This is a genomic window from Bradyrhizobium sp. SSBR45G, from assembly GCF_030159255.1.
In the GTDB taxonomy this organism is placed as follows: Bacteria; Pseudomonadota; Alphaproteobacteria; order Rhizobiales; family Xanthobacteraceae; genus Bradyrhizobium.
On sequence record NZ_BSCT01000040.1, the window covers coordinates 15,500 to 36,082 of the forward strand.

The following is a 20,583-nucleotide window of genomic DNA, read 5'->3' on the forward strand; positions in this document are numbered from 1 at the left end:
GGCGCGACATCATTCGTATACGAACGAATTGCCGCAGGCCGCGCCGGCGGCTGCCGCCACCTCCGCTTCAAGATGGGCTTCTCTGCATGGTGACTGAGACGGCGAGCGACGGTGCCGGGGACAAGATCCGCTGCGATGCCTGCCCGGTGATGTGCTACATCAAGCCCGGCGCGGCAGGCGCCTGCGACCGCTACGCCAATCAGGACGGTGTGCTGGTGCGGGTCGATCCGCATATCCTGCTGGAGCGCACGGTGTCGCATGGCGGCAAGCTGGTGCCGTTCCAGGCGAGCGGCGATTGGGACGGCAAGATCGTCCACCAGCCGGAACTGTTCGTGACCGCGATCGGGGCGGGCACCACCTATCCCGACTACAAGCCGGCGCCGTTCATCGTGTCGTCTGTGGTCGAGGGCGTCGACATGGTCACGGTGGTGACCGAGGGCATCTTCAGCTATTGCGGCGTCAAGGTGAAGATCGATACCGACCGCTATCTCGGCCCGGAGGCGGCGACGGTGCGTGCCGACGGCGAGGCGGTCGGTCACGTCACGACCAGCGAATACGGCTCGCAGATGCTGTCGCTCGGTGGCGTGCATCATCTCACCGGCGGTTCCAAGAAGGAGGGGCGCGTCACCTGTGACGCGCTGATGGACCTCAGCAACCGCAAGGCGGTCGAGCTCACCATCGACGGCGGCGCCAGCGTGATCGTGCAGGCGGGGCAGCCGCCGATCGTGAACGGCGTCAAGGAAGAGCGCATGCGCGTCGGCTGCGGCTCGGCGACGATCGGCATGTTCGCCAAGCAGTGGCAGGGCAAGGTCGACGAGGTCGTCGTGGTCGATGACCACATCACCGGCGTGCTGTCCGAGCATCAGGCCGGCAAGCTGCTCGATATTCCCGCCACCGGCATCAAGATGAAGGGCCGGCGCTCGACGCCGGGCCGCTACTTCCAGGTGGCGCAGCCCGGAACCGGCTGGGGCGGCACCGACATCTCCGATCCGCTCGCGATTCTCGGGCCGTTCGATCCGAAGACGGCGAAGCCGGGAACGACGCTGCTGATGGTGTCGACCACCGGCGAGCATGCCGGCTACTACGTGCTCGACGACGCCTTGAAGCCGGTCCAGCGCGACATGCCGCCGGAGCTGCAGTTCTCGGTCGAGCGCATCCAGGAGAATTGCGAGCCGGCACTGTGTACCGTGCTGTTCATGGCCGGCGCCGGCGGCTCCTTGCGCGCCGGCGTGACCGATAATCCGGTGCGGCTGACCCGTTCGGTGAAGGATGCGCTGACGCGGGTCACATCAGGCGGCGCGCCGGTCTATGTCTGGCCGGGTGGCGGCATCACCTACATGGTGGACGTCACGCAGATGCCGGCCGGCGCCTTCGGCTACGTGCCGACGCCGGCCCTCGTCGCGCCGATCGAGTTCACGATGACGCTGTCGGACTATGCGGCGCTCGGCGGCCACATGGACTACGTGCAGCCGCTCGACTCGCTGAAAGACGTCAGCAAGGACATCCGCCAGCTGCCATGGCCGGGGCAGGGCGCATGAGCCGGCAGCCACAGATCGCATTGTTGCCGGATCGGCGGCTGCATCTGCAGGATGGGCCGATCGATCTGATCATCGGGGCCGACGGCTCGGAGGCCGATATTCGTGAGGCCTATCGCGCCGCGGCGGAGCGTTTCACAGGTTTGCTCGATGAGCTCTGCGCAGAGCTGCCCGAATTGCGAAGGGCGGCGGATCCGGATCATCGCGCGCTGAAGGGTGTTGTAGCGCGGCGCATGCACGATGCGGTGGCGTCCTTTGCGCGCGAGACGTTCATCACGCCGATGGCGGCAGTGGCCGGGGCCGTGGCCGAGGAGATTCTCGGTGCCATGACGCGTACAGCGCGATTGACGCGCGCCTATGTCAACAATGGCGGCGACATTGCGCTTCATCTCCAGGATGCCGCGACGTTCAGCGTCGGGCTGATGGATCGGCCGGACAGCGAGGGCGTGCTGCGTCGGATGACGCTCCGCGCTGACGATGCGATCCGCGGCGTCGCCACGTCTGGCCGTCATGGCCGCAGCTTCTCGCTCGGCATCGCCGATGCGGTGACCGTGCTGGCGCGGAGCGCCGCACAGGCCGATGCCGCGGCGACCGTGATCGGCAATGCCGTCGATCTCCCCGGCCATCCCGCCGTTCTTCGCCGTCCCGCCTGCGAGCTGCAGCCGGACAGCGATCTCGGTCATCGGCTGGTCACGCGCGAGGTCGGAGACCTGAGCGATGCTGAGGTCGCGACCGCGCTGACTGCAGGCGAGCGATGTGCGCAAGCGTTGCTGTCGAACGGCCTGATCGAAGGCGCCGTGCTGCAGCTCTGCGGCACCATCTGCGTCGTCGGCGCGCGTCCGATCGAGATCGTTCGACCGCCCCAGTTGCGGGCGGCAGCCGCGTGAGGTTTGATGCATGATGGGCTGGAACATGAGGGACTGTCGACGATGAGCGCCGTCATCCGGAAGATCGTGACTGTGGTCGAGGAAGTCCATCAGGAGATGGGCAAGGCCGTCTCGCCGCCGACGCGGCGGGCTGCGGCGATTGCCGTGATCGAGAATCCGTTCGCCGGCCGCTACGTCGAGGATCTCTCGCCGCTGATCGCGATCGGCGAGGAACTCGGCGAGATGCTGGCCAGGCGCGCGGTGGCTGCGCTCGGCATCGAGGGGCCGGCGGCGCATAGCTATGGCAAGGCCGCGGCCGTCGGCAGCGACGGCGAGCTCGAGCATGCGGCGGCGATCCTGCATCCGAAGATGGGCGCGCCGGTGCGCAAGGTGCTCGGCAAGGGCGCGGCGCTGATCCCGTCGTCGAAGAAGCGCGGCGGCGTCGGCTGCACGCTCGACATTCCGCTCGGGCACAAGGACGCGGCCTTCGTGCGCAGTCATTTCGACGGCATGGAGGTGCAGATCAACGATGCGCCTCGCGCGAACGAGATCATGGTCGCTCTCGCCGTGACCGACAGCGGCCGTCCCTTGCCAAGGGTCGGCGGGCTCACGGTCGCCGAGATCAAGGGCGACGACGGGTTGCGATAGTTCGAACGGTCTACGCGAATTCGAGACAACATGGAGGCTAAGGGAATGCAACGGAGAACGATGCTTGCGGCAGGCCTGGGCCTTGCCGTCGCCGGACTGATGGGCACGGCGCGTGCCGAGGACGTCATCAAGATCGGCGAGATCAACAGCTATTCGCTGCTGCCGGCGTTCACCGAGCCCTATCGCAAGGGCTGGCAGCTCGCGGTCGAGGAGGTCAATGCGGCCGGCGGCATCAACGGCAAGAAGCTCGTCGTCGTTTCCAAGGACGACAGCGGCAAGCCGGCTGACGCGCAGACCGCGGCCAACGAGCTGGTGTCGAGCGAGAACGTCGCGATGCTCGCCGGCACGTTCCTGTCGAACATCGGTCTCGCCGTTAGCGACTTCGCCAACCAGAAGAAGGTGTTCTTCCTGGCGGCCGAGCCGCTGACCGACGCCATCACCTGGTCGAAGGGCAACAAATACACCTTCCGCTTGCGGCCCTCCAACTACATGCAGGCCGCGATGCTGGTCGAGGAGGCCGCCAAGCTTCCCGCCAAGCGCTGGGCCACGATTGCGCCGAACTACGAATATGGCCAGTCGGCGGTCGCCGTCTTCAAGAAGCTGCTCTCGGAGAAGCGCCCGGACATCCAGTGGGTCGACGAGCAGTGGCCGCCACAGGGCAAGATCGATGCGGGTCCGGTGGTGCAGGCCGTCGCCGCCGCCAATCCGGAAGCGATCCTCAACGTCACCTTCGGCGCCGACCTCGTCAAGCTGGTCCGCGAGGGCAACACGCGCGGCCTGTTCAAGGACCGCAAGGTCGTCAGCTTCCTGACCGGCGAGCCGGAATATCTCGATCCGCTCAAGGAGGAGACGCCGGAAGGCTGGATCGTCACCGGCTATCCCTGGTACTCGATCAAGACCCCGGAGCATGACGCGTTCCTGAAGGCCTATCAGACCAAGTACAACGACTATCCGCGGCTCGGCTCGATCGTCGGCTACCAGACCATCAAGTCGGCCGCCGCCATTCTCGCCAAGGCCGGCTCGACCGACACCGACAAGCTGATCGTCGCTGCCGAGGGTCTCTCGGTGCCGTCGCCGTTCGGCGAGATCACCTTCCGCAAGATCGATCACCAGTCGACGCTCGGTGCTTATGTCGGCAAGACCGCGCAGAAGGACGGCAAGGGCATCATGGTCGACACCGTCTACCGCAAGGGCTCGGACTATCTGCCTGGTGACGAAGAGGTCGGCAAGCTCCGGCCGAAGGACTGATCCACACCTTCCTGCCTCCTCCTCCCGCGGGGGAGTGCGGGCGGGGTGAGGGAGCGCGACGCCTGATCTACAGGTTCGGGCCGAGATCCCTCACCCCACGCTTGCGCGCCGGCTCTCATGCTCGAGAGCAAGAGCGCCGACGCGGCTCATTCGACACCGACGACCTCCCTCACGCGGACCGCCCATGGCCTTCTATTTCGTCCAGTTCCTGACCGGCCTTGCCAGTGCAGCTTCGCTGTTCCTGGTGGCGTCGGGACTGTCGATCATCTTCGGCGTCACCCGCATCGTGAATTTCGCCCATGGCGCATTCTACATGCTCGGCGCCTATGTGGCGTTCTCGCTGACGGAGCGGCTGTCCGGCGCATTCGGCTTCTGGGGCAGCATCGTCGTCGCGGCCGTCGTTGTGGCTGCGATCGGCGTGTTCGTCGAGATGGTGCTGCTGCGCCGGATCTATCATGCACCGGAGCTGTTTCAGCTGCTCGCCACCTTCGGCCTGACCTTGATGGTCGAGGATCTCGTGGTCCTGATCTGGGGCCCGGATGACCTGGTCGGCCGCCGCGCGCCCGGCTTCAAGGGCGCCGTCGACTTCTTCGGACAGAACATTCCGAGCTACGACCTCTTCCTGATCGCGCTCGGCCCGATCGTGCTCGGTGCGCTGTGGCTGCTGTTCCAGCGCACACGCTGGGGCATCCTGGTGCGCGCGGCGACGCAGGACCGCGACATGGTCGCGGCGCTCGGCGTCAATCAGAAATGGCTGTTCACGTCGGTGTTCGCGCTCGGCGTCTTCCTGGCCGCGCTCGGCGGCGCGCTGCAGATTCCGCGCGATGCGGTCCACCACGCGATGGACCTGCGCATCATCGTCGAAGTGTTCGTCGTGGTCGTGATCGGCGGCCTCGGCAGCATCCTCGGCGCCTTCGTCGCGGCCGTGCTGGTGTCCGAGCTCAACGCCTTCGGCATCCTCGTTTTCCCGACCATCTCGCTGATCCTGGTGTTCCTGGTGATGGCCGTCGTGCTGGTCGTGCGGCCCTGGGGCCTGTTCGGCAAGAAGGAAGCACCGGCGCGCCGCACGCCCGGCCTGACCGTGATTCCCTGGCGTCCGCTGTCGTCGGTCGAGCGCCTGGCGTCGCTGGCCGCGCTGGCGTTCGCGGCGATGCTGCCTTTCGTCAGCGGCAACTACGCGTTGAACGTCGGCGCCGAGATCGCGATCTTCGTGATCTTTGCGGCGTCGCTGCATTTCCTGATGGCGGTGGGCGGGCTCGCCTCGTTCGGCCACGCCGCCTATTTCGGCCTCGGCGCCTATGGCGTCGCGTTCCTCGCCAAGATCGCGGGCCTGCCGATGATCGTCTGCCTGCTGCTCGGACCCCTGCTCGGCGCGGCGGGGGCGGCGGTGTTCGGCGCCTTCGCCGTGCAGCTCTCCGGCGTGTACTTCGCGATGCTGACGCTCGCCTTCGCCCAGATCGTCTGGTCGATCGCCTTCCAATGGGTCGCGGTCACCGGCGGCGACAACGGCATTCTCGGGCTCTGGCCGGAAAAATGGGCGGCCTCGCCGTCGCATTTCTATTGGCTGGCGCTCGGCGTTTCAGCCGTCGTCGTCAGCGCGCTGCGCCTGATCACCTTCTCGCCGTTCGGCTACGCGCTGCGCGCGATGCGCGACTCGCCGCTGCGCAGCGAGTCGATCGGCATCAACGGCAAACGCATCCAATGGACGGCCTTCATCATCGCCGGCACCACGGCCGGCATCGGTGGCGCGCTGTTCGCCTATCTCAAGGGCAGCGTCTTCCCTGACAATATGGGCATCTCGCTGTCGGTCGACGCGCTGGTCATGGTGCTGCTCGGCGGCGTCGAGACGGTGCCCGGCGCGATCTTCGGCGCCATCGTCTACAAGGCGCTCAACATCTGGCTGGTCAGCCAGACCGATCTCTCCAAGCTCGTGCTCGGCATCTTCATCGTGCTGATCGTCGTCGTATTTCCCAAGGGCATCGTCGGCGTGGTCGAGAGCGTCATGCACCGGCGGCGTACGGCGGCGCCGAAAGCCGCTCCGCTGTCGGCCAAGATGGAGGGCGCACAATGAGCCTCGGCGTGTCCCTGCTCGCGGTCGAAGGCCTGTCGAAATCCTATGGCGGCATTCACGCCGTCCGCAGTGTGTCGTTCATGCTGCAGGCCGGTGAGATCCTGGCGCTGATCGGTCCGAACGGTGCGGGCAAGAGCACCTGCTTCGACATGCTGAATGGCCAGAACGTGCCGGACAGTGGCCGCATCACGGTCATGGGCGAGGAGACCACCGGGCGCAAGCCGCGCGACGTGTGGCGGCTCGGGGTCGGACGCACCTTCCAGATCACCGCGACCTATCCGACCATGACCGTGCGCGAGAACATCCAGGTCGCGCTGGTCTCGCATCATCGCCGCCTGTACGATTTGTGGAGCCCGATGATCGGAATCGAACGCGGCGAGGCTGATCGCCTGCTCGATCTCGTCGGCATGGCCGGCTACGCCGAGCGGCCCTGCGGCGAGCTCGCCTATGGCGACCTCAAGCGGCTGGAGCTTGCGATCGCGCTGGCCAATCATCCTAAGCTGCTCCTGATGGACGAGCCGACCGCCGGCATGGCGCCGCGCGAGCGCGTCGAGCTGATGCGGCTGACCGCCAAGATCGCTCGCGAGCAGTCGATCGGCGTGCTGTTCACCGAGCACGACATGGACGTCGTGTTCGAGCATGCCGACCGCATTCTCGTGCTCAATCGCGGCAGCCTGATCGCGCAGGGCTCGCCCGCCGAGGTGCGCGCCAACCGCGAGGTGCAGGCGATCTATCTCGGCGAAGGCCTGCTGTATGATGCACGGCATCGCGAGGGAGCCCCGGCATGAAGCTGTCCGTCGCCAATCTCAACAGTCACTACGGCCCGGCGCATATCCTGTTCGACATCGGCCTGGAGGTCGGCGAGGGCGAGGTGGTGGCGCTGCTCGGGCGCAACGGCGCCGGCAAGTCGACCACGTTCCGCTCGATCGTCGGCCTCGTCGCGCTGCGCGAGGGCCAGATCATGTTCGAAGGCAAGGACATCTCGACGGCGCCGACCCATGAGATCGTGCGAAGCGGTCTCGGCTACGTTCCCGAAGAGCGGCGCATCTTCACTGATCTCACGGTCGAGGAAAATCTCGAGGTCGGGCGGCAGAAGCCGCGGCCGGGCGCGCCGCAATGGACGCGCGAAAAGCTGTATCAGCTGTTTCCAAATCTCGGCGAGATGAAGAACCGGCCGGGCGGCCGCATGAGTGGCGGCGAGCAGCAGATGCTGACGATCGCGCGCACCCTGATGGGCAATCCGTCGCTGGTGCTGCTGGACGAGCCGTCGGAAGGCCTGTCGCCGAAGATCGTCGAGCAGATGGTCGACGCCATCCTGGCCATGAAGACGGCCGGCGTCTCGCTGGTCGTCTCCGAGCAGAACCTGCATTTCGCCAAGCTGATCTCGGATCGGGCCTACATCATCGAGCGCGGCCGTATCTGCTTCGAAGGCACCATGGCCGAGCTCGATGCGCGGCCCGACATCCGCGACGCGCATCTGTCGATCTGAGGCGAGGAAAGATATGGCCAAGAGCGCCACGCTGAAGCGATCGGCAAAAGCGGCGACAAAGACTGCGCTGAAGCCGGCGGCCAAGGCCGCCGTGAAGGCCGCGGCCAAGCCCGCGAAAACAAACTACGTGCTGGACGACCAGATCGGCTTCATCCTGCGCCAGGTCTGGCAGCGCCACACCATGATCTTCGCGCGCGACATCGGTAGCAACCTGACGCCGACGCAATGGGCCGCGCTGTCGAAGCTGGTCGAGACCGGGCCATGCTCGCAGAATCAGCTGGGACGTTTCACCGCGATGGACGTCGCCACCATCAAGGGCGTGATCGACCGGCTGACCGCGCGCGGCCTCACCGAGACCAGCTCGGATCCGCAGGACGGGCGCCGGCTGCTCGTCAGCCTGACCCGCGCCGGCCAGCAGCTCGCAGAAAAGACCGCGCCGCTGGCACTCGCCATCTCCAAGGAAACGCTGGCGCCACTGGATGCCAAGGAGCGCGAGACGCTGCTGGGGTTGTTGAGCCGGCTGCGGTAGCTCCAAACTCGCTGTCATTCCGGGACATCGCGAAGCGATGGGCCCGGAATCCATAACCACGATCGTGAGTATGGATTCCGGGCTCGTGCTACGCACGCCCCGGAATGACGGCGGAAAGAGCCATGTAGCACACGCAAATTGTGCCGACTTGCGCGATTTCTCTGATTGCCACCAATCTCACCGCGTCATTGCGAGGCGCTCTTGCGCCGAAGCAATCCAGAGTCGCACGCGCGGCCCTGGATTGCTTCGCTGCGCTCGCAATGACGGCAGAGAGAGCGAACCTACTTCGCCACGATCTCCGGGATCCTCGTCGCTGGCGGCGTGTTGCGGCTGCGCTGGGTGCGGACGATGCCGTCGATGATGGTCATGCCGATGCCCGGGAGGTCGCCGAGCTGGACGCTGTCGAGCAAGGTGGTGGCCGGCGAGTGCTGCGCCTTGTCCATGATGACGAAATCGGCGGAGCGGCCGATTTCGATCAGGCCGCAATCGAGCTCGCGCATCCGCGCGGTGTTGCCGGTGGCGAAGCAGAACGCGAGCTCGGCCGGCACGTCGCCGAGCGAGGACAGCAGCGAGACCATGCGCAGGATGCCGAGCGGCTGCACGCCGGAGCCGGCCGGCGCGTCGGTGCCGAGGATGACGCGGTGGAGCTCGTTCATCTCGCGCGCGGTGCGCAAGGTGAACAGCGCCGAGCGCTCATTGCCGTTGTGAACCAGCTCGAGCCCGGCCTTGCAGCCCTCGCAGATGCAGCGGATCTGGTCGTCGGGCAAAGCGGTGTGGCCGCCATTGATGTGCCCGATCACGTCGGTGCCGGCTTCCAGCACCACGTCCTTGTCGATCAGGCCGGAGCCGGGGATCGAGGGGCCGCCGGTGTGGATGGTGCTCTGAATGCCGTATTTGCGCGCCCATCCGACCATCTTGCGCGCGGTCGGGCCGTCCTTGACGCCGCCGAGGCCGACCTCGCCGAGCAGCTTGACGCCGGCCGCGGCGAGCTCCTTGAAATCGTCCTCGACCATCTCGCATTCGATCACGGGCGCGCCGGCATGCACCTTCACGCCGCCGGGGCGGAGCGTCCAGAACGCGCGCTGCGCGAAGATCGCCATCGCCTTCAGCCCGACCACGTCGCGCGGACGGCCGGGCATGTGCACCTCGCCGGCCGAGATCATCGTGGTGACGCCGCCATGCAGGTAGGAGTCGATCCAGTTGGTCTGGTTCTGCCGCGGCGTCCAGTCGCCCGCGACGGGGTGGACATGACTGTCGATCAGGCCCGGCGCCACTGTCGTGCCGTGGGCGTCGACGATCGTGGTTGCGCCTTCGGTGTCGACGTCCTTGAAACGGCCGATCGCGGTGATCTTGCCGTTCTCGGCAACGATGGTGTCGGCATCCAGGATCGGCCGTTCCATGGCGCCGGACAGCATCAGGCCGATGTTGCGGATCACCAGCTTGCTGGGACCGGTTGCTTGCGGCGCGTCATGGGCCATCGGGATGTCCTTCTCTCCTGGCGAAGCATTTTGCGGCAGTTTGCGCCCGCACGCGGCGCAGCATCAAGCCGGTTTTGGTCATTCGTACACGAATGATATCGGTCAGCAAGCGGCGGACTTGCACGAAGATGAGGCGCGGGCTGCCTGTATCGGGTTCACGGGCCTCATGGTTCGAGACCCGCCGCGATCGACGACGCTACCTCGAATTGACAGAATGGGCGCGGCGCTCCTCACCATGAGGGGCGGGTTCTGAGATCGGCACAGCAGGTTGGCCATCAGCCGCGTGTTCATGGAGAGGGTCTGATGGCTCGCCAAGTGCTAGAACCTCGTCCTGAGGAGCCCGCCGGAGGCGGGCGTCTCGAAGGACGGCCAAGCATGAGGTCTGACTCAACTCCGCCGAAGAGACCAGTCTACCGCAGCGTCGGGATGTAGAACGCCTGGCGGAAATAGGAGCGGAACACCTCCATGGCCGGCGTGAACTCGATATTCCGTCGCCAGGCGAGGCCGACATCCATGGCGGGCACGGGATCGCTGAGCACGATGGTCTCGATCCGCTTGCCTTCCAGCGACCAGGGCCGCAGCACCATGTCGGAGAGGATCGCAACGCCCTGGCCGTTGGCGACCATCGAGCGAACGGCTTCGACCGACGAGGTGCGCAGCACGACGTTGGGCTGGAACGCGGTCTTGCTCCAATATTTCAGCGAGGTGTGCGCGGCCTCGTCGACGGTCAGCATGATGTAGGGCTCGGCGGCGACATCCTTCAGCGAGACGGATTCGCGCTGCAGCAGCGGATGTTTCGACGGCACCCACAGCCGCCGGCGTGAGCCGATCAGCGTTTCCATGGTGAGATCCGGATTCTGCACGTTCGACGTCAGCAGCACCGCGATGTCGTAGCGGTTCGACAGCAATCCTTCCTCGATGGCCTCGCGCGTCAGCTCGAACAGCTGGATGTTGAGGCGCGGGTAATGGCGCTTCAGCCGCTCGAGATGGTTGGGCAGGAAGTAGCCGATGACCGTGTAGGTCGCCGCGACCGTGAGGCTGCCTTCGACATCGCCGGCGGGTACGCGCAGCGAGGTCGCTTCCTCGACCTTGTTGAGGATGTCGTAGGCATGAAACAGGAACTGCCGTCCGATCGGCGTCAGCTCCATGCCCTGCGGCGAGCGGCTGAACAGCTCGGCGCCGACGATCTCCTCGAGCTCCTTGATCGAGGTGGTGATCGCCGACTGCGAGATCGACAGCGCCGTCGCGGCCTGGGTGATCTGCCCCTGCTCGGCGGTGGCGACGAAATAGCGGATCTGGCGCAGGCTGATGGCCACACAAAACTCCATTCAACGATCAGAATATAGAGCCATTCCCATTCTTAAAAAGCAAATCGAATATTCCTTGTGCACGCTGCATCGCAAACGGGCGGCAGCATTATCGAAGAAAATTCAAAAGCTTGTGGGAGTTAGGCGCGCAAATGGTGTTCAACGGCCAATCTAAAAAAGAGAAAATGAGTTTCCAACAATAATAATTTTCAATGGAAGGCTGTGCCCCTAACGTCCAGCTCCGCCGCCCCGCCGTTGTCAGCGCGACGGGACGGCGCCAGGTGAGGGGAGCATCCGTGCCGGTCAAGACTGTCGATATCAATTGCGATCTGGGCGAAGCGTTCGGCTCCTGGCGGCTGAGCGACGCCGAGGATGCCAAGCTGATGGAGCTGATCAGCTCGGCGAACATCGCCGCCGGCTTCCATGCCGGCGACCCCAATTTGATGGACACCACGGTGCGGCTCGCCACCCAGCATGGCGTCGGCATCGGGGCGCATCCCGGCTATCGCGATCTCCAGGGTTTTGGCCGCCGCCGCATCGACGGTTCGGCCGACGAGCTGATCAACGACATCGTCTACCAGGTCGGCGCCATCCGGGAGTTCGCGCGGCGCCATGGCGGCACCCTGCAGCACGTCAAGCCGCATGGCGCGCTCTACATGGAGCTCGCCGCCAACGAGCAATTGTCGCGCTCCTTCATCAAGCTGATGCGCACGGTGGCGCCGAACTCGTTCGTGTTCTGCATGGACATCTCGGTGACCTACCGGGTCGCCATCGAGGCGGGGCAGCCGGTCATCCGCGAGTTCTATGCCGACCGTGACTACGACCGCTCCGGTTCGATCGTGTTCACCCGTCACGGCATGAAGCTCGATCCGCAGGGCGTGGCCGACAAGGTGCTGCGCGCCTGCCAGACCGGCAAGGTGCGCACCATCGATGGCGACGACATCGACGTCGCCTTCGAGTCGATCTGCTTTCATTCCGATACGCCGGGCGCCTTCGAGATCGCGAGCGCCATGCGCCAGACGCTGATCGCCCATGGCATCCGCATCGCGCCCGTCTCCGACATCGTTCCCCAGAAACCGCAAACCGAAGCCTGACCATGAGCACAGAGATCAAATCCCCGCTGCCTGGCGTGTTCTACCGCAAGCCGTCGCCGGAGAGCGCACCGTTCAAGAACGACGGCGACAGTGTCGCGGCTGATGACGTCATCGGCCTCGTCGAGGTGATGAAGTCGTTCCACGAGGTCAAGGCCGGAATCGCCGGCACCGGCATCCGCTTCGTGATCGACGACGCCGATGCCGTGATGGCCGGCCAGGTGATCGCCGAGGTCCAGGCATGACCTTGCGCTCGGTCCTGATCGCCAACCGGGGCGAAATCGCGGTGCGGATCATCCGCGCGGCGAAGGCGCTCGGCCTGCGCACCGTGCTCGCGCACAGCACCGCGGACAAGGAGTCGCTCGCCGCGGATCTCGCCGACGAGACGATCGAGATCGGGCCGCCGGCCGCCAAGAAATCCTATCTCAACATCGAGGCCGTCGTGAACGCGGCCAAGTCAGCCAAGGTCGATGCCGTCCATCCCGGCTACGGCTTTCTCGCCGAGAATGCCGAATTCGCCGACGCGGTGACCGCGGCCGGCATCATCTTCGTCGGCCCGAGCGCGGAGGCGATCCGGCTGCTCGGCGACAAGGTGATGGCGCGCCAGGTCGCGGCGCTCGCGGGTGTGCCGACGGTGCCGGGATCGGATGGTCGCGTCACCGATCTCGCTGCGGCGATCGCCATCGCGACGCGGATCGGCTTCCCCGTCATGATCAAGGCCGCGGCCGGCGGCGGCGGGCGCGGCATCCGCATCGTCGGCGATGCCGACGAGTTCGCGCGGCAGTTCCCGCAGGCCTCCAGCGAGGCAGCCGCCGCTTTCGGTGATGGTGGGCTCTACATCGAGAAGGTCATCGAGCGGGCGCGCCATGTCGAGGTGCAGATCATCGGCGACGGCGACAACGTCGTGCACTGCTATGAGCGCGAGTGCTCGCTGCAGCGGCGGCGCCAGAAGGTCTGGGAAGAGGCCCCGGCCGTCGGTCTGCCGGACGACGTCCGCCTGCGGCTCTGCGCCAGCGCTGTCGCGCTCGGCCGCGCCGTCGGCTACAGCGGCGCCGGCACGGTCGAATATCTCTACGACGATGCGACGAACCAATTCTACTTCATCGAGGTCAACACCCGCATCCAGGTCGAGCATCCCGTCACCGAGATGATCACCGGCCTCGACCTTGTGCAGGAGATGCTCAGAATCGCCGGTGGCGCGAAGCTGTCCGTGAGCCAGGACGACGTCCGCATCCAGGGCCATGCCATCGAGTGCCGGATCAATGCCGAGGATCCGTACAAGGGATTCATGCCGGCGCCCGGCACCATCGAAACGCTGGTGGTGCCGGAGGGCGAGGGCATCCGGTTCGACACGCTGCTGTTCGCAGGCTACGCCGTGCCGCCGTTCTACGACTCGCTGCTCGGCAAGCTGATCGTCCACGGCCACGACCGCGCCGACTGCCTCGCGCGCCTTCGCACCGCGCTCGACGGCCTCGTGATTTCAGGCATTCCGACCACCATCCCGCTGCATGCCGCGCTCGCCCGCGATGCCAGCGTCGCGGACGGCCGCACCCATACCCGCTTCCTCGAGCCATGGCTCGAGACCGATTTCGCGCAGCTTGCCCGTGCCAGGGAGAATGCCTGATGACGACCCGCTATTCGTTCGGGGGTGACGAGCATCTCTTCGTCGAATGCGACGAGGCGATGTCGCTCGACGCCTTCTTCAAGAGCCTGTCGATGACCAATGCGATCCGCGATGCCGGCATCAAGGGCGTCACGGAGATCTGCCCGGCCAACGCCTCGTTCCAGATCAAGTTCGATCCCGATTTGATCAAGCCGAACGACATCCTGAAGGAGGTGCAGGGCATCGAGAGCGCGGCGGCCAAGACCGAGCCTGTCATCAGGACCCGCATCATCGAGATCCCGGTGTTCTATCAGGACCCGTGGACCTACGAGACCCTGATGCGCTTCCGCGAGCGGCACCAGGACCCGACCGCGACCGACCTCGAATATGCCGCCCGCGTCAACGGCCTCGCCGATGTCGACGCCTTCATCAAGGCGCATAGCGACTCGCCCTGGTTCGTCTCGATGGTCGGCTTCGTTGCCGGCCTGCCGTTCATGTATCAGATGGTGGAGCGCCAGAAGCAGCTCGAAGTGCCGAAATATCTGCGCCCCCGCACCGACACGCCGAAGCTGACGATCGGCCATGGCGGCTGCTTCTCCTGCATCTATTCGGTGCGCGGCGCCGGCGGCTATCAGATGTTCGGCATCACGCCGATGCCGATCTTCGATCCCGAGCAGAGCATTTCCTATCTGCGCGACTTCATGGTGTTCTTCCGTCCGGGCGACATCGTCAAGTTCAAGCCGATCAAGCAGGACGAATACGACCATGCGCTGGGCGAGGTCGCATCCGGCCGCTTCGCGCCGCTGATGCGCGACGTCACCTTCGACTTCCGTGACTTCCAGAAGGACATGACCGGCTACAACGCCAAGCTGGAAGGAGCGCTGGCATGACCATCAAGGTGCTTCATCCGGGCCTGTCGACCACGGTGCAGGACCTCGGCCGCCCCGGCTACTTCCATCTCGGCATTCCCGTCGGCGGTGCGATGGACCGGCTTGCGCTCCGCGCAGCCAATCTGCTGGTCGGCAATGATGAGGGCGCGGCGTGCCTGGAGGCTGTCTTCATCGGCCCGCAGCTGGAATTCACGGCGCCGACGCGCATCGCCGTCACCGGCGCCGAGATGCCGATCAAGCTCGACGGCGTCGAGCAGCCGGGCTGGACCGCGCTCGAGGTCAAGGCCGGGCAGGTGCTCAGCTTCGACTATCTGAAGAGCGGCGCGCGCATCATCATTGCGGTCGCCGGCGGCATCGACGTGCCCCTGGCGCTCGGCAGCCGCTCGACCTATCCGATCGGCGCACTCGGCGGCTTCAAGGGCCGCCCGATTGCGGCCGGAGACGAACTGCCGGTCGGAGCCGCCGCGAGTGGCAAGGCTGGGGTGAGCGTGCCCGAGGCGCTTCGCCGCAAGCCCGGCCATCCGGCCGAGCTGCGCGTGCTGCCGGGGTTGTACTGGCACCGCATCCTTCCCGAATCGCAAGCGAGCTTCTTCGCCGACCAGTGGAAGGTCGCGCCGGAGGCCGACCGCATGGGCTATCGCTTCCGCGGCGGCCAGGCGCTGAAATTCGTCGCGCGCGAGCAGCCGTTCGGCGCCGGCTCCGATCCGTCGAACATCGTCGACAGCTGCTATCCCTACGGCTCGATCCAGGTGCCCGGCGGCAAGGAGCCGATCATCCTGCATCGCGATGCCGTCTCCGGCGGCGGCTATTTCATGGTCGGCACGGTGATCTCGGCCGACATGGACCTGATCGGCCAGCTGCAACCGAACATGCCCACGCGTTTCGTCGAGATCGACATGGACGGCGCGCTGGCCGCGCGCGCCGATCGCAAAGCTCTTCTGCAGAAGATCCGGGCGGCATTGGCCTGACCGTACGTTCGTTGCGGACCGGCCGGTGCTGAATTTCCACGACTGAGGTGACAAAGGGGTAGTTCAATGAAGAGTTTGGTTCGTGTTCTCTTGGCGTCCTCCGCGCTGGTGCTGTCGGGCGGCGCCCATGCCGCCGACTGGTTTCCCTACGATGCATCCAAGATCGATCCGCCATTCGCGGCCGACGGCAAGCCGTGGGACGTGAAATATGTGCCGCTGGAGAAGGCCTCCAAACCGTGGAAGCTGTGCGTCTCCTTCCCGCACATGAAGGACGCCTATTGGCTCGGCGTCGACTATGGCGTCGCGGAAGAGAGCAAGCGCCTCGGCGTCAAGATGAACCTGGTCGAGGCTGGCGGCTACACCGAGCTCAACAAGCAGATCTCGCAGATCGAGGATTGTGTCGCGAGCGGCACCGATGCGGTCATCATCGGCGCGATCTCGGCCGACGGTCTCAACAAGGTGATCGGTGAGATCGCCAAGAAGAAGATCCCGGTCATCGATCTCGTCAACGGCATCTCCTCGCCCGAGGTTTCGGCGAAGTCGCTGGTGTCGTTCTACACGATGGGCGCGGAGACCGGCAGCTATCTCGCCAAGAAGCATCCGGCAGGCACGCCCGAGGTCGTGGTCGGCTGGTTCCCGGGCCCGGCCGGCGCCGGCTGGGTCGAGGCCGCCAACAAGGGCTTCATGGATGCGGTGAAGGGCTCGGCGATCAAGGTGCTGGAGCCGAAATATGGCGACACTGGCAAGGAGGTGCAGGCCAAGCTGGTCGAGGACGCGCTGCAGGCCGCGCCGAACATCCGCTACATTGCCGGCACCGCCGTGACCGCCGAGGCGGCGCAAGGCCTGATCCGCGAGCGCGGTCTGAAAGGCAAGGTCGATCTGCTCGCCTTCTACATGACGCCCGGGGTCTATGAGGGCATCAAGCGCGGGCTGATCATGGCGGCGCCCGCCGACTCCATGGTGATCCAGGGCCGTATCGCGGTGGACCAGGCCGTGCGCATCCTCGAAGGCAAGGAGGTCGTCAAGCACGTCGGTCCGAAGATCTTCGTGGTCGATTCCGCCAACGTCGCCACTGTGCCGCAGGCGAACATCCTTCCCCCGGACGGGTTCAAGCCCGTCTTCAACTAACGCGGGGGATAAGGTGCGGCTCTGCCTTAGTTCCCTGACGGGGCAGGGCCGCATCGCAGGGGGCAGGTGATGAGCAGTGTGGCTGCACCGCTGGTCGAGATGAGCGGGATCTCGAAGGAGTTTCCCGGCGTCAAGGCGCTCAGCGGCGTCCATCTCAAGGTCGAGCGCGGCGAGGTGCATGTGCTGTTCGGCGAGAATGGCGCCGGCAAGTCGACCTTGATCTCGATCCTTTCCGGCGTGTTCCGGCCGACCGCCGGTGCTATCAGCATCGATGGCGACGAGGTGAGCTTCCACTCGGTGCATGACGCGGCCAAGGCCGGCATCGGCACGGTGTTCCAGGAATTCTCGCTGGTGCCGACGTTGCCGGTGTTCGAGAATCTCTATCTCGGTCGCGAGCTGATGCGCGGCCCGCTGACCGATCGCCGCGCCATGCTGGCCGGCGCCCGAAAATTGTTTGCCGAGCTCGATTTCGACATCGACGTCGTCAGGCCGGCCTCCAGCCTGTCGCGGGCGCAGCAGCAGATGGTCGAGATCGCGAAAGCGTTCCTCTCCAACGCGCGCGTGCTGATCCTCGACGAGCCGACAGCCTCGCTGACCGAGCGCGAGACCGAGCGCCTGTTCGGCTTCATCGCCAAGGCCGCCGCCTCCGGCGTCGGCATCATCTACATCTCGCACCGGATCCAGGAATTCCAGAAGATTGCCGACCGCATCTCGATCCTGCGCGACGGTCGGCTGATTGCGACCGTGCCGGCGCGCGGCACCTCCGAACGTGAGCTGATCGAACTGATGACCGGGCGCGCCGTCGACCAAGTCTATCCGAAGATCGCGCATCGTGCAGATGGTCCGGTGGTCATGACGCTGCGGGGCATTCGTACCGCGGGCGTGCATGGCGCTGATATCGAGGTCCGCGCCGGCGAGGTGCTCGGCTGTGCCGGCCTGGTTGGCAGCGGCAAGTCGCGGATCTGGCGCGCCGCCATGGGCCTGCAGCCGCTGCAGGCCGGCAAGGTCACCCTGAAGGGGCGCGACGTCACCGGCGCCGCGACGCGCGCGCTGCTCAAGGATGGTGTGTTCTTCCTGCCCTCCGACCGCAAGAGCGAGGGTCTGCAGATGACCGCGAGCGCGCGCGGCAACATCGAGCTCAGCCTGCTTGACCGCGCCGATGTCGCAGGCTCCCTTGGCTTCGTGCGACCCCGGCGCAGCCGCGCGCTCACGGATGCGATCGGCGACAAGGTCGGCATCGCCAAGGGCGCGATGGATCGCTCGGTGTCGAAACTGTCCGGCGGCAACCAGCAGAAGGTGCTGTTCGGCAAGGGCTTTGGCGACGACCGCGACGTCTACATCTTCGACGAGCCGACTGTCGGCGTCGACATGGGCACGCGCATGGCGCTGTACCAGCTCATCAAGGACATCGCCGAGTCCGGCAAGGCCGTGGTGATGATCTCCTCAGACCTGCCCGAGGTGATGAACCTGTCGCACCGGCTCCTGGTGTTCGCGAAGGGGCGCATCGCGGCCGAGCTGTCCGGCAGCGCGATCACCGAGGAGAACGTCTTGAAACATTTCTTTGCTGAAACGGAGGGCGCGGCGTGAGCATGCCAACCACGACAATCGCCGAGGACCCCGCTGCGCCCCGCCGCTCCAATGCGGTGCTCGCGGGCCTGCGCGCGGTGTTCCTGCGCGTCGGCGTGCTGCCGTTCTTCCTGGTCGCCACCCTGATCGCGTTCTCGCTGGTGTCGAAGGAGTTTCTGGCGCTGCAGAACCTGACCAACGTCGCGCGGCAATCGGTGTATCTGATCCTGGTCTCGCTGGGGCAGATGCTGGCGCTGGTCACCGGCGGCTTCGATCTCTCGGTCGGAACCGCCATTGCTTTGACCTCAGTGGTCTCGGCGCTCGCGATGGTGAGCCTGTCGCATCTCCTGCCGCCGGACATGCTGTGGCTTGCGATCGTGCTCGGCTGCTGCGCCGGCCTCGCTGCGGCGCTCGTCATCGGCAGCGTCAATGGGCTGGGCGTCGCCGTGTTCGGCGTCTCCCCCTTCATCATGACGCTCGGCGTGCAGTCGGTCGGCGCCGGCATCGCGCTGTTCCTGACCGGCGGCGTGCCGGTGTCGGGAATGCCATATGAGTTCGGCGATATGCTCGGCTTCGGCCGCGTGTTCGATATTCCTGTGCCGGTGCTGGTCGCCGTCGTCGCGGCGACGACGATCTGGCTGGTCATGAACCGCACCCGGCTCGGCAAGCACATCCAGGCCGTCGGTGGCAACGTCAAGGCGGCGCGGCTGTCCGGTGTCAACACCACGAAGGTGCTGTTCATCGCCTATGCGCTGTGCGCGCTGCTGGCCTCCGTCGCGGGTCTCTTGCTGACCGCGCGCGTCGGCTCCGGCGAGACCAATCTCGGCGGCACCATCGCGCTGGAATCGATCGCGGCCTGCGTCATCGCCGGCGTGTCACTCCATGGCGGCATCGGCCGGGTCGAGAACGTCGTGCTCGGCGGCTTCTTCATCGTGCTGCTGCAGAACGGCATGAACATCGCGCAGATCGGCTCCTACATGCAGATGGTGCTGCTCGGCTCGCTGCTGGTGCTGGCGGTCATCCTCGATCAGGTCCGCTACCGGCTGCTGGTGGGCGAGAGGTGATCGACCACCCGCTGGACGTGGCTGCCGCAATCCGGCATCACCTTGCGCGTTTTTCTTCGCGATTTGGGTGACGACAGATGAGCGACGACCTTCATACCATCAGTGCGGGCGGCATCAGTGCGACGGTCAAGGCTGTCGGCGCCGAGCTGTGCTCCCTCACGGCGGCAAATGGGTTGGAGCTGCTCTGGCAGGCGGGCGAGGTCTGGCCGCGTCATGCGCCCTGGCTGTTTCCGATCGTCGGCCGGCTCAAGGACGACCAGCTGCATCATCGCGGCCGGACCTATCCGATGACGCAGCACGGTTTTGCTCGCGACCTGCGCTTCACGTGGCTGGAGCGGAGTGCCGAGGCCTGCGTGCTTGAGCTGACGGACGACGACACGACGCGGGCGCGCTATCCGTTCGCATTCCGCCTCGGATTGACCTACCGCATCACGGCGAATGCGCTGGAGACGGCGGTCGAGATCGCCAACCCCGGCGCAGAGGTGCTACCCGCCTCGTTCGGTGCTCATCCCGCCTTCAACTGGCCGCTGCTACCGGGACAGCCGAAGGAGAGCTACCGGCTGATCTTTGCAGAGCCGGAGCTGGCGCCGATCCGTCGTCTGAGCGGTGGCCTGTTGCGTGCGCGGCCGGAGCCCTCGCCGATCGCGGGGCCTGTTCTTCAATTGAACGAACGTCTGTTCGATAACGATGCCGTGATTCTCGACCAGCCTGCCAGCCGTTCGGTTCGTCTTGTCGGAACGAAGGGACCAGCGCTGGAATTGGCCTGGGACAATTTTCGTCAGCTGGGCATCTGGTCGAAGCCAGGTGGTGCGCCGTTCCTGTGTATCGAGCCCTGGCGCGGCTTTGCGAGCCCGCTCGATTTCGACGCCGAGTTCGCGGCCAAGCCTGGGATAATGCATATCGCGCCGGGAGCCGCCGAGACGCTGCGCTGCCGCATCGGGATCGAGTCATCAAATTAGTATGACTTATCTCGTAGCGCCCATTTGCGTGCACAGTGGTAACCGTGACTCGCAGTTTTAGGCCTGGAAAAGGCGGCACCGTGTCCTACATGAGAGACGCGGGCGGAACTTTGGATATGATGCGTCGAACGGCCGGCAGATCT

19 protein-coding genes are annotated in these 20,583 nt (G+C 65.7%); 17 read left to right on the top strand and 2 right to left on the bottom strand.

Features of this window, described 5'->3' with window-relative positions; all coding sequences use genetic code 11:
* Positions 1–86 precede the first annotated feature (86 nt).
* The 8 genes from QQL87_RS31345 to QQL87_RS31380 all read left to right on the top strand — a co-directional run bounded on the left by QQL87_RS31345 (position 87) and on the right by QQL87_RS31380 (position 8,386).
* Entirely contained in the window at positions 87–1,538 is a 1,452-nt protein-coding gene (locus tag QQL87_RS31345; RefSeq protein WP_284419658.1) for a 6-hydroxynicotinate reductase, read from the top strand.
* Positions 1,535–2,422, top strand: a complete 888-nt coding sequence (locus QQL87_RS31350; RefSeq protein WP_284419659.1) for a UPF0280 family protein — start codon at positions 1,535–1,537, stop codon at positions 2,420–2,422. The genes QQL87_RS31345 and QQL87_RS31350 overlap by 4 nt, the downstream gene beginning before the upstream one ends.
* Positions 2,423–2,464: 42 nt before the next feature.
* The gene (locus QQL87_RS31355; protein WP_284419660.1) at positions 2,465–3,049 is read left to right on the top strand and encodes an amino acid synthesis family protein; all 585 of its coding nucleotides are present in this window, start codon (positions 2,465–2,467) and stop codon (positions 3,047–3,049) included.
* A gap of 60 nt (positions 3,050–3,109) precedes the next feature.
* Entirely contained in the window at positions 3,110–4,297 is a 1,188-nt protein-coding gene (locus tag QQL87_RS31360) for an ABC transporter substrate-binding protein (protein WP_502871240.1), read from the top strand.
* A 184-nt stretch (positions 4,298–4,481) separates the two neighbouring features.
* Positions 4,482–6,368, top strand: a complete 1,887-nt coding sequence (locus tag QQL87_RS31365; protein WP_284419662.1) for an ABC transporter permease — start codon at positions 4,482–4,484, stop codon at positions 6,366–6,368.
* Positions 6,365–7,156: an ABC transporter ATP-binding protein gene (locus tag QQL87_RS31370; RefSeq protein WP_284419663.1), complete on the top strand. Its 792-nt coding sequence runs from the start codon at positions 6,365–6,367 to the stop codon at positions 7,154–7,156. The genes QQL87_RS31365 and QQL87_RS31370 overlap by 4 nt, the downstream gene beginning before the upstream one ends.
* Complete coding sequence (locus tag QQL87_RS31375) at positions 7,153–7,857, top strand: ABC transporter ATP-binding protein (RefSeq protein WP_284419664.1); 705 nt, start codon at positions 7,153–7,155, stop codon at positions 7,855–7,857. The genes QQL87_RS31370 and QQL87_RS31375 overlap by 4 nt, the downstream gene beginning before the upstream one ends.
* Before the next feature lie 13 nt (positions 7,858–7,870).
* Complete coding sequence (locus QQL87_RS31380) at positions 7,871–8,386, top strand: MarR family winged helix-turn-helix transcriptional regulator (RefSeq protein WP_284419665.1); 516 nt, start codon at positions 7,871–7,873, stop codon at positions 8,384–8,386.
* Positions 8,387–8,667: 281 nt separating this feature from the next.
* On the opposite strand, the gene QQL87_RS31385 is transcribed toward QQL87_RS31380, so the two are convergent.
* Both QQL87_RS31385 and QQL87_RS31390 read right to left on the bottom strand, forming a co-directional pair.
* Positions 8,668–9,864 carry an amidohydrolase family protein gene (locus QQL87_RS31385; protein ID WP_284419667.1) on the bottom strand — a complete coding sequence of 399 codons (1,197 nt, stop codon included), beginning with the start codon at positions 9,862–9,864 and terminating at the stop codon, positions 8,668–8,670.
* Positions 9,865–10,274: 410 nt separating this feature from the next.
* Entirely contained in the window at positions 10,275–11,180 is a 906-nt protein-coding gene (locus QQL87_RS31390; protein ID WP_284419668.1) for a LysR family transcriptional regulator, read from the bottom strand.
* A 287-nt stretch (positions 11,181–11,467) separates the two neighbouring features.
* Between QQL87_RS31390 and QQL87_RS31395 the strand changes: the two genes are divergently transcribed.
* The 9 genes from QQL87_RS31395 (at position 11,468) to QQL87_RS31435 (ending at position 20,440) form a co-directional block, all read left to right on the top strand.
* Positions 11,468–12,265 carry a 5-oxoprolinase subunit PxpA gene (locus tag QQL87_RS31395; protein ID WP_284419669.1) on the top strand — a complete coding sequence of 266 codons (798 nt, stop codon included), beginning with the start codon at positions 11,468–11,470 and terminating at the stop codon, positions 12,263–12,265.
* A gap of 2 nt (positions 12,266–12,267) precedes the next feature.
* Positions 12,268–12,507 carry an acetyl-CoA carboxylase gene (locus QQL87_RS31400; protein ID WP_284419670.1) on the top strand — a complete coding sequence of 80 codons (240 nt, stop codon included), beginning with the start codon at positions 12,268–12,270 and terminating at the stop codon, positions 12,505–12,507.
* On the top strand, positions 12,504–13,886 hold the full coding sequence (locus tag QQL87_RS31405) for an acetyl-CoA carboxylase biotin carboxylase subunit (RefSeq protein WP_284419672.1): 1,383 nt from the start codon (positions 12,504–12,506) through the stop codon (positions 13,884–13,886). Before QQL87_RS31400 ends, QQL87_RS31405 begins: the two co-directional genes overlap by 4 nt.
* On the top strand, positions 13,886–14,755 hold the full coding sequence (locus tag QQL87_RS31410) for a 5-oxoprolinase subunit B family protein (protein WP_284419673.1): 870 nt from the start codon (positions 13,886–13,888) through the stop codon (positions 14,753–14,755). Before QQL87_RS31405 ends, QQL87_RS31410 begins: the two co-directional genes overlap by 1 nt.
* Positions 14,752–15,723: a 5-oxoprolinase subunit C family protein gene (locus tag QQL87_RS31415; RefSeq protein ID WP_284419674.1), complete on the top strand. Its 972-nt coding sequence runs from the start codon at positions 14,752–14,754 to the stop codon at positions 15,721–15,723. The genes QQL87_RS31410 and QQL87_RS31415 overlap by 4 nt, the downstream gene beginning before the upstream one ends.
* A gap of 66 nt (positions 15,724–15,789) precedes the next feature.
* Complete coding sequence (gene torT / locus QQL87_RS31420) at positions 15,790–16,851, top strand: TMAO reductase system periplasmic protein TorT (RefSeq protein WP_284419675.1); 1,062 nt, start codon at positions 15,790–15,792, stop codon at positions 16,849–16,851.
* 69 nt (positions 16,852–16,920) lie between these two features.
* On the top strand, positions 16,921–18,438 hold the full coding sequence (locus QQL87_RS31425; RefSeq protein ID WP_284419676.1) for a sugar ABC transporter ATP-binding protein: 1,518 nt from the start codon (positions 16,921–16,923) through the stop codon (positions 18,436–18,438).
* Positions 18,435–19,481, top strand: a complete 1,047-nt coding sequence (locus QQL87_RS31430; protein WP_284419677.1) for an ABC transporter permease — start codon at positions 18,435–18,437, stop codon at positions 19,479–19,481. Before QQL87_RS31425 ends, QQL87_RS31430 begins: the two co-directional genes overlap by 4 nt.
* A 77-nt stretch (positions 19,482–19,558) precedes the next feature.
* Entirely contained in the window at positions 19,559–20,440 is an 882-nt protein-coding gene (locus QQL87_RS31435; RefSeq protein WP_284419678.1) for an aldose 1-epimerase family protein, read from the top strand.
* Positions 20,441–20,583 lie beyond the last annotated feature (143 nt).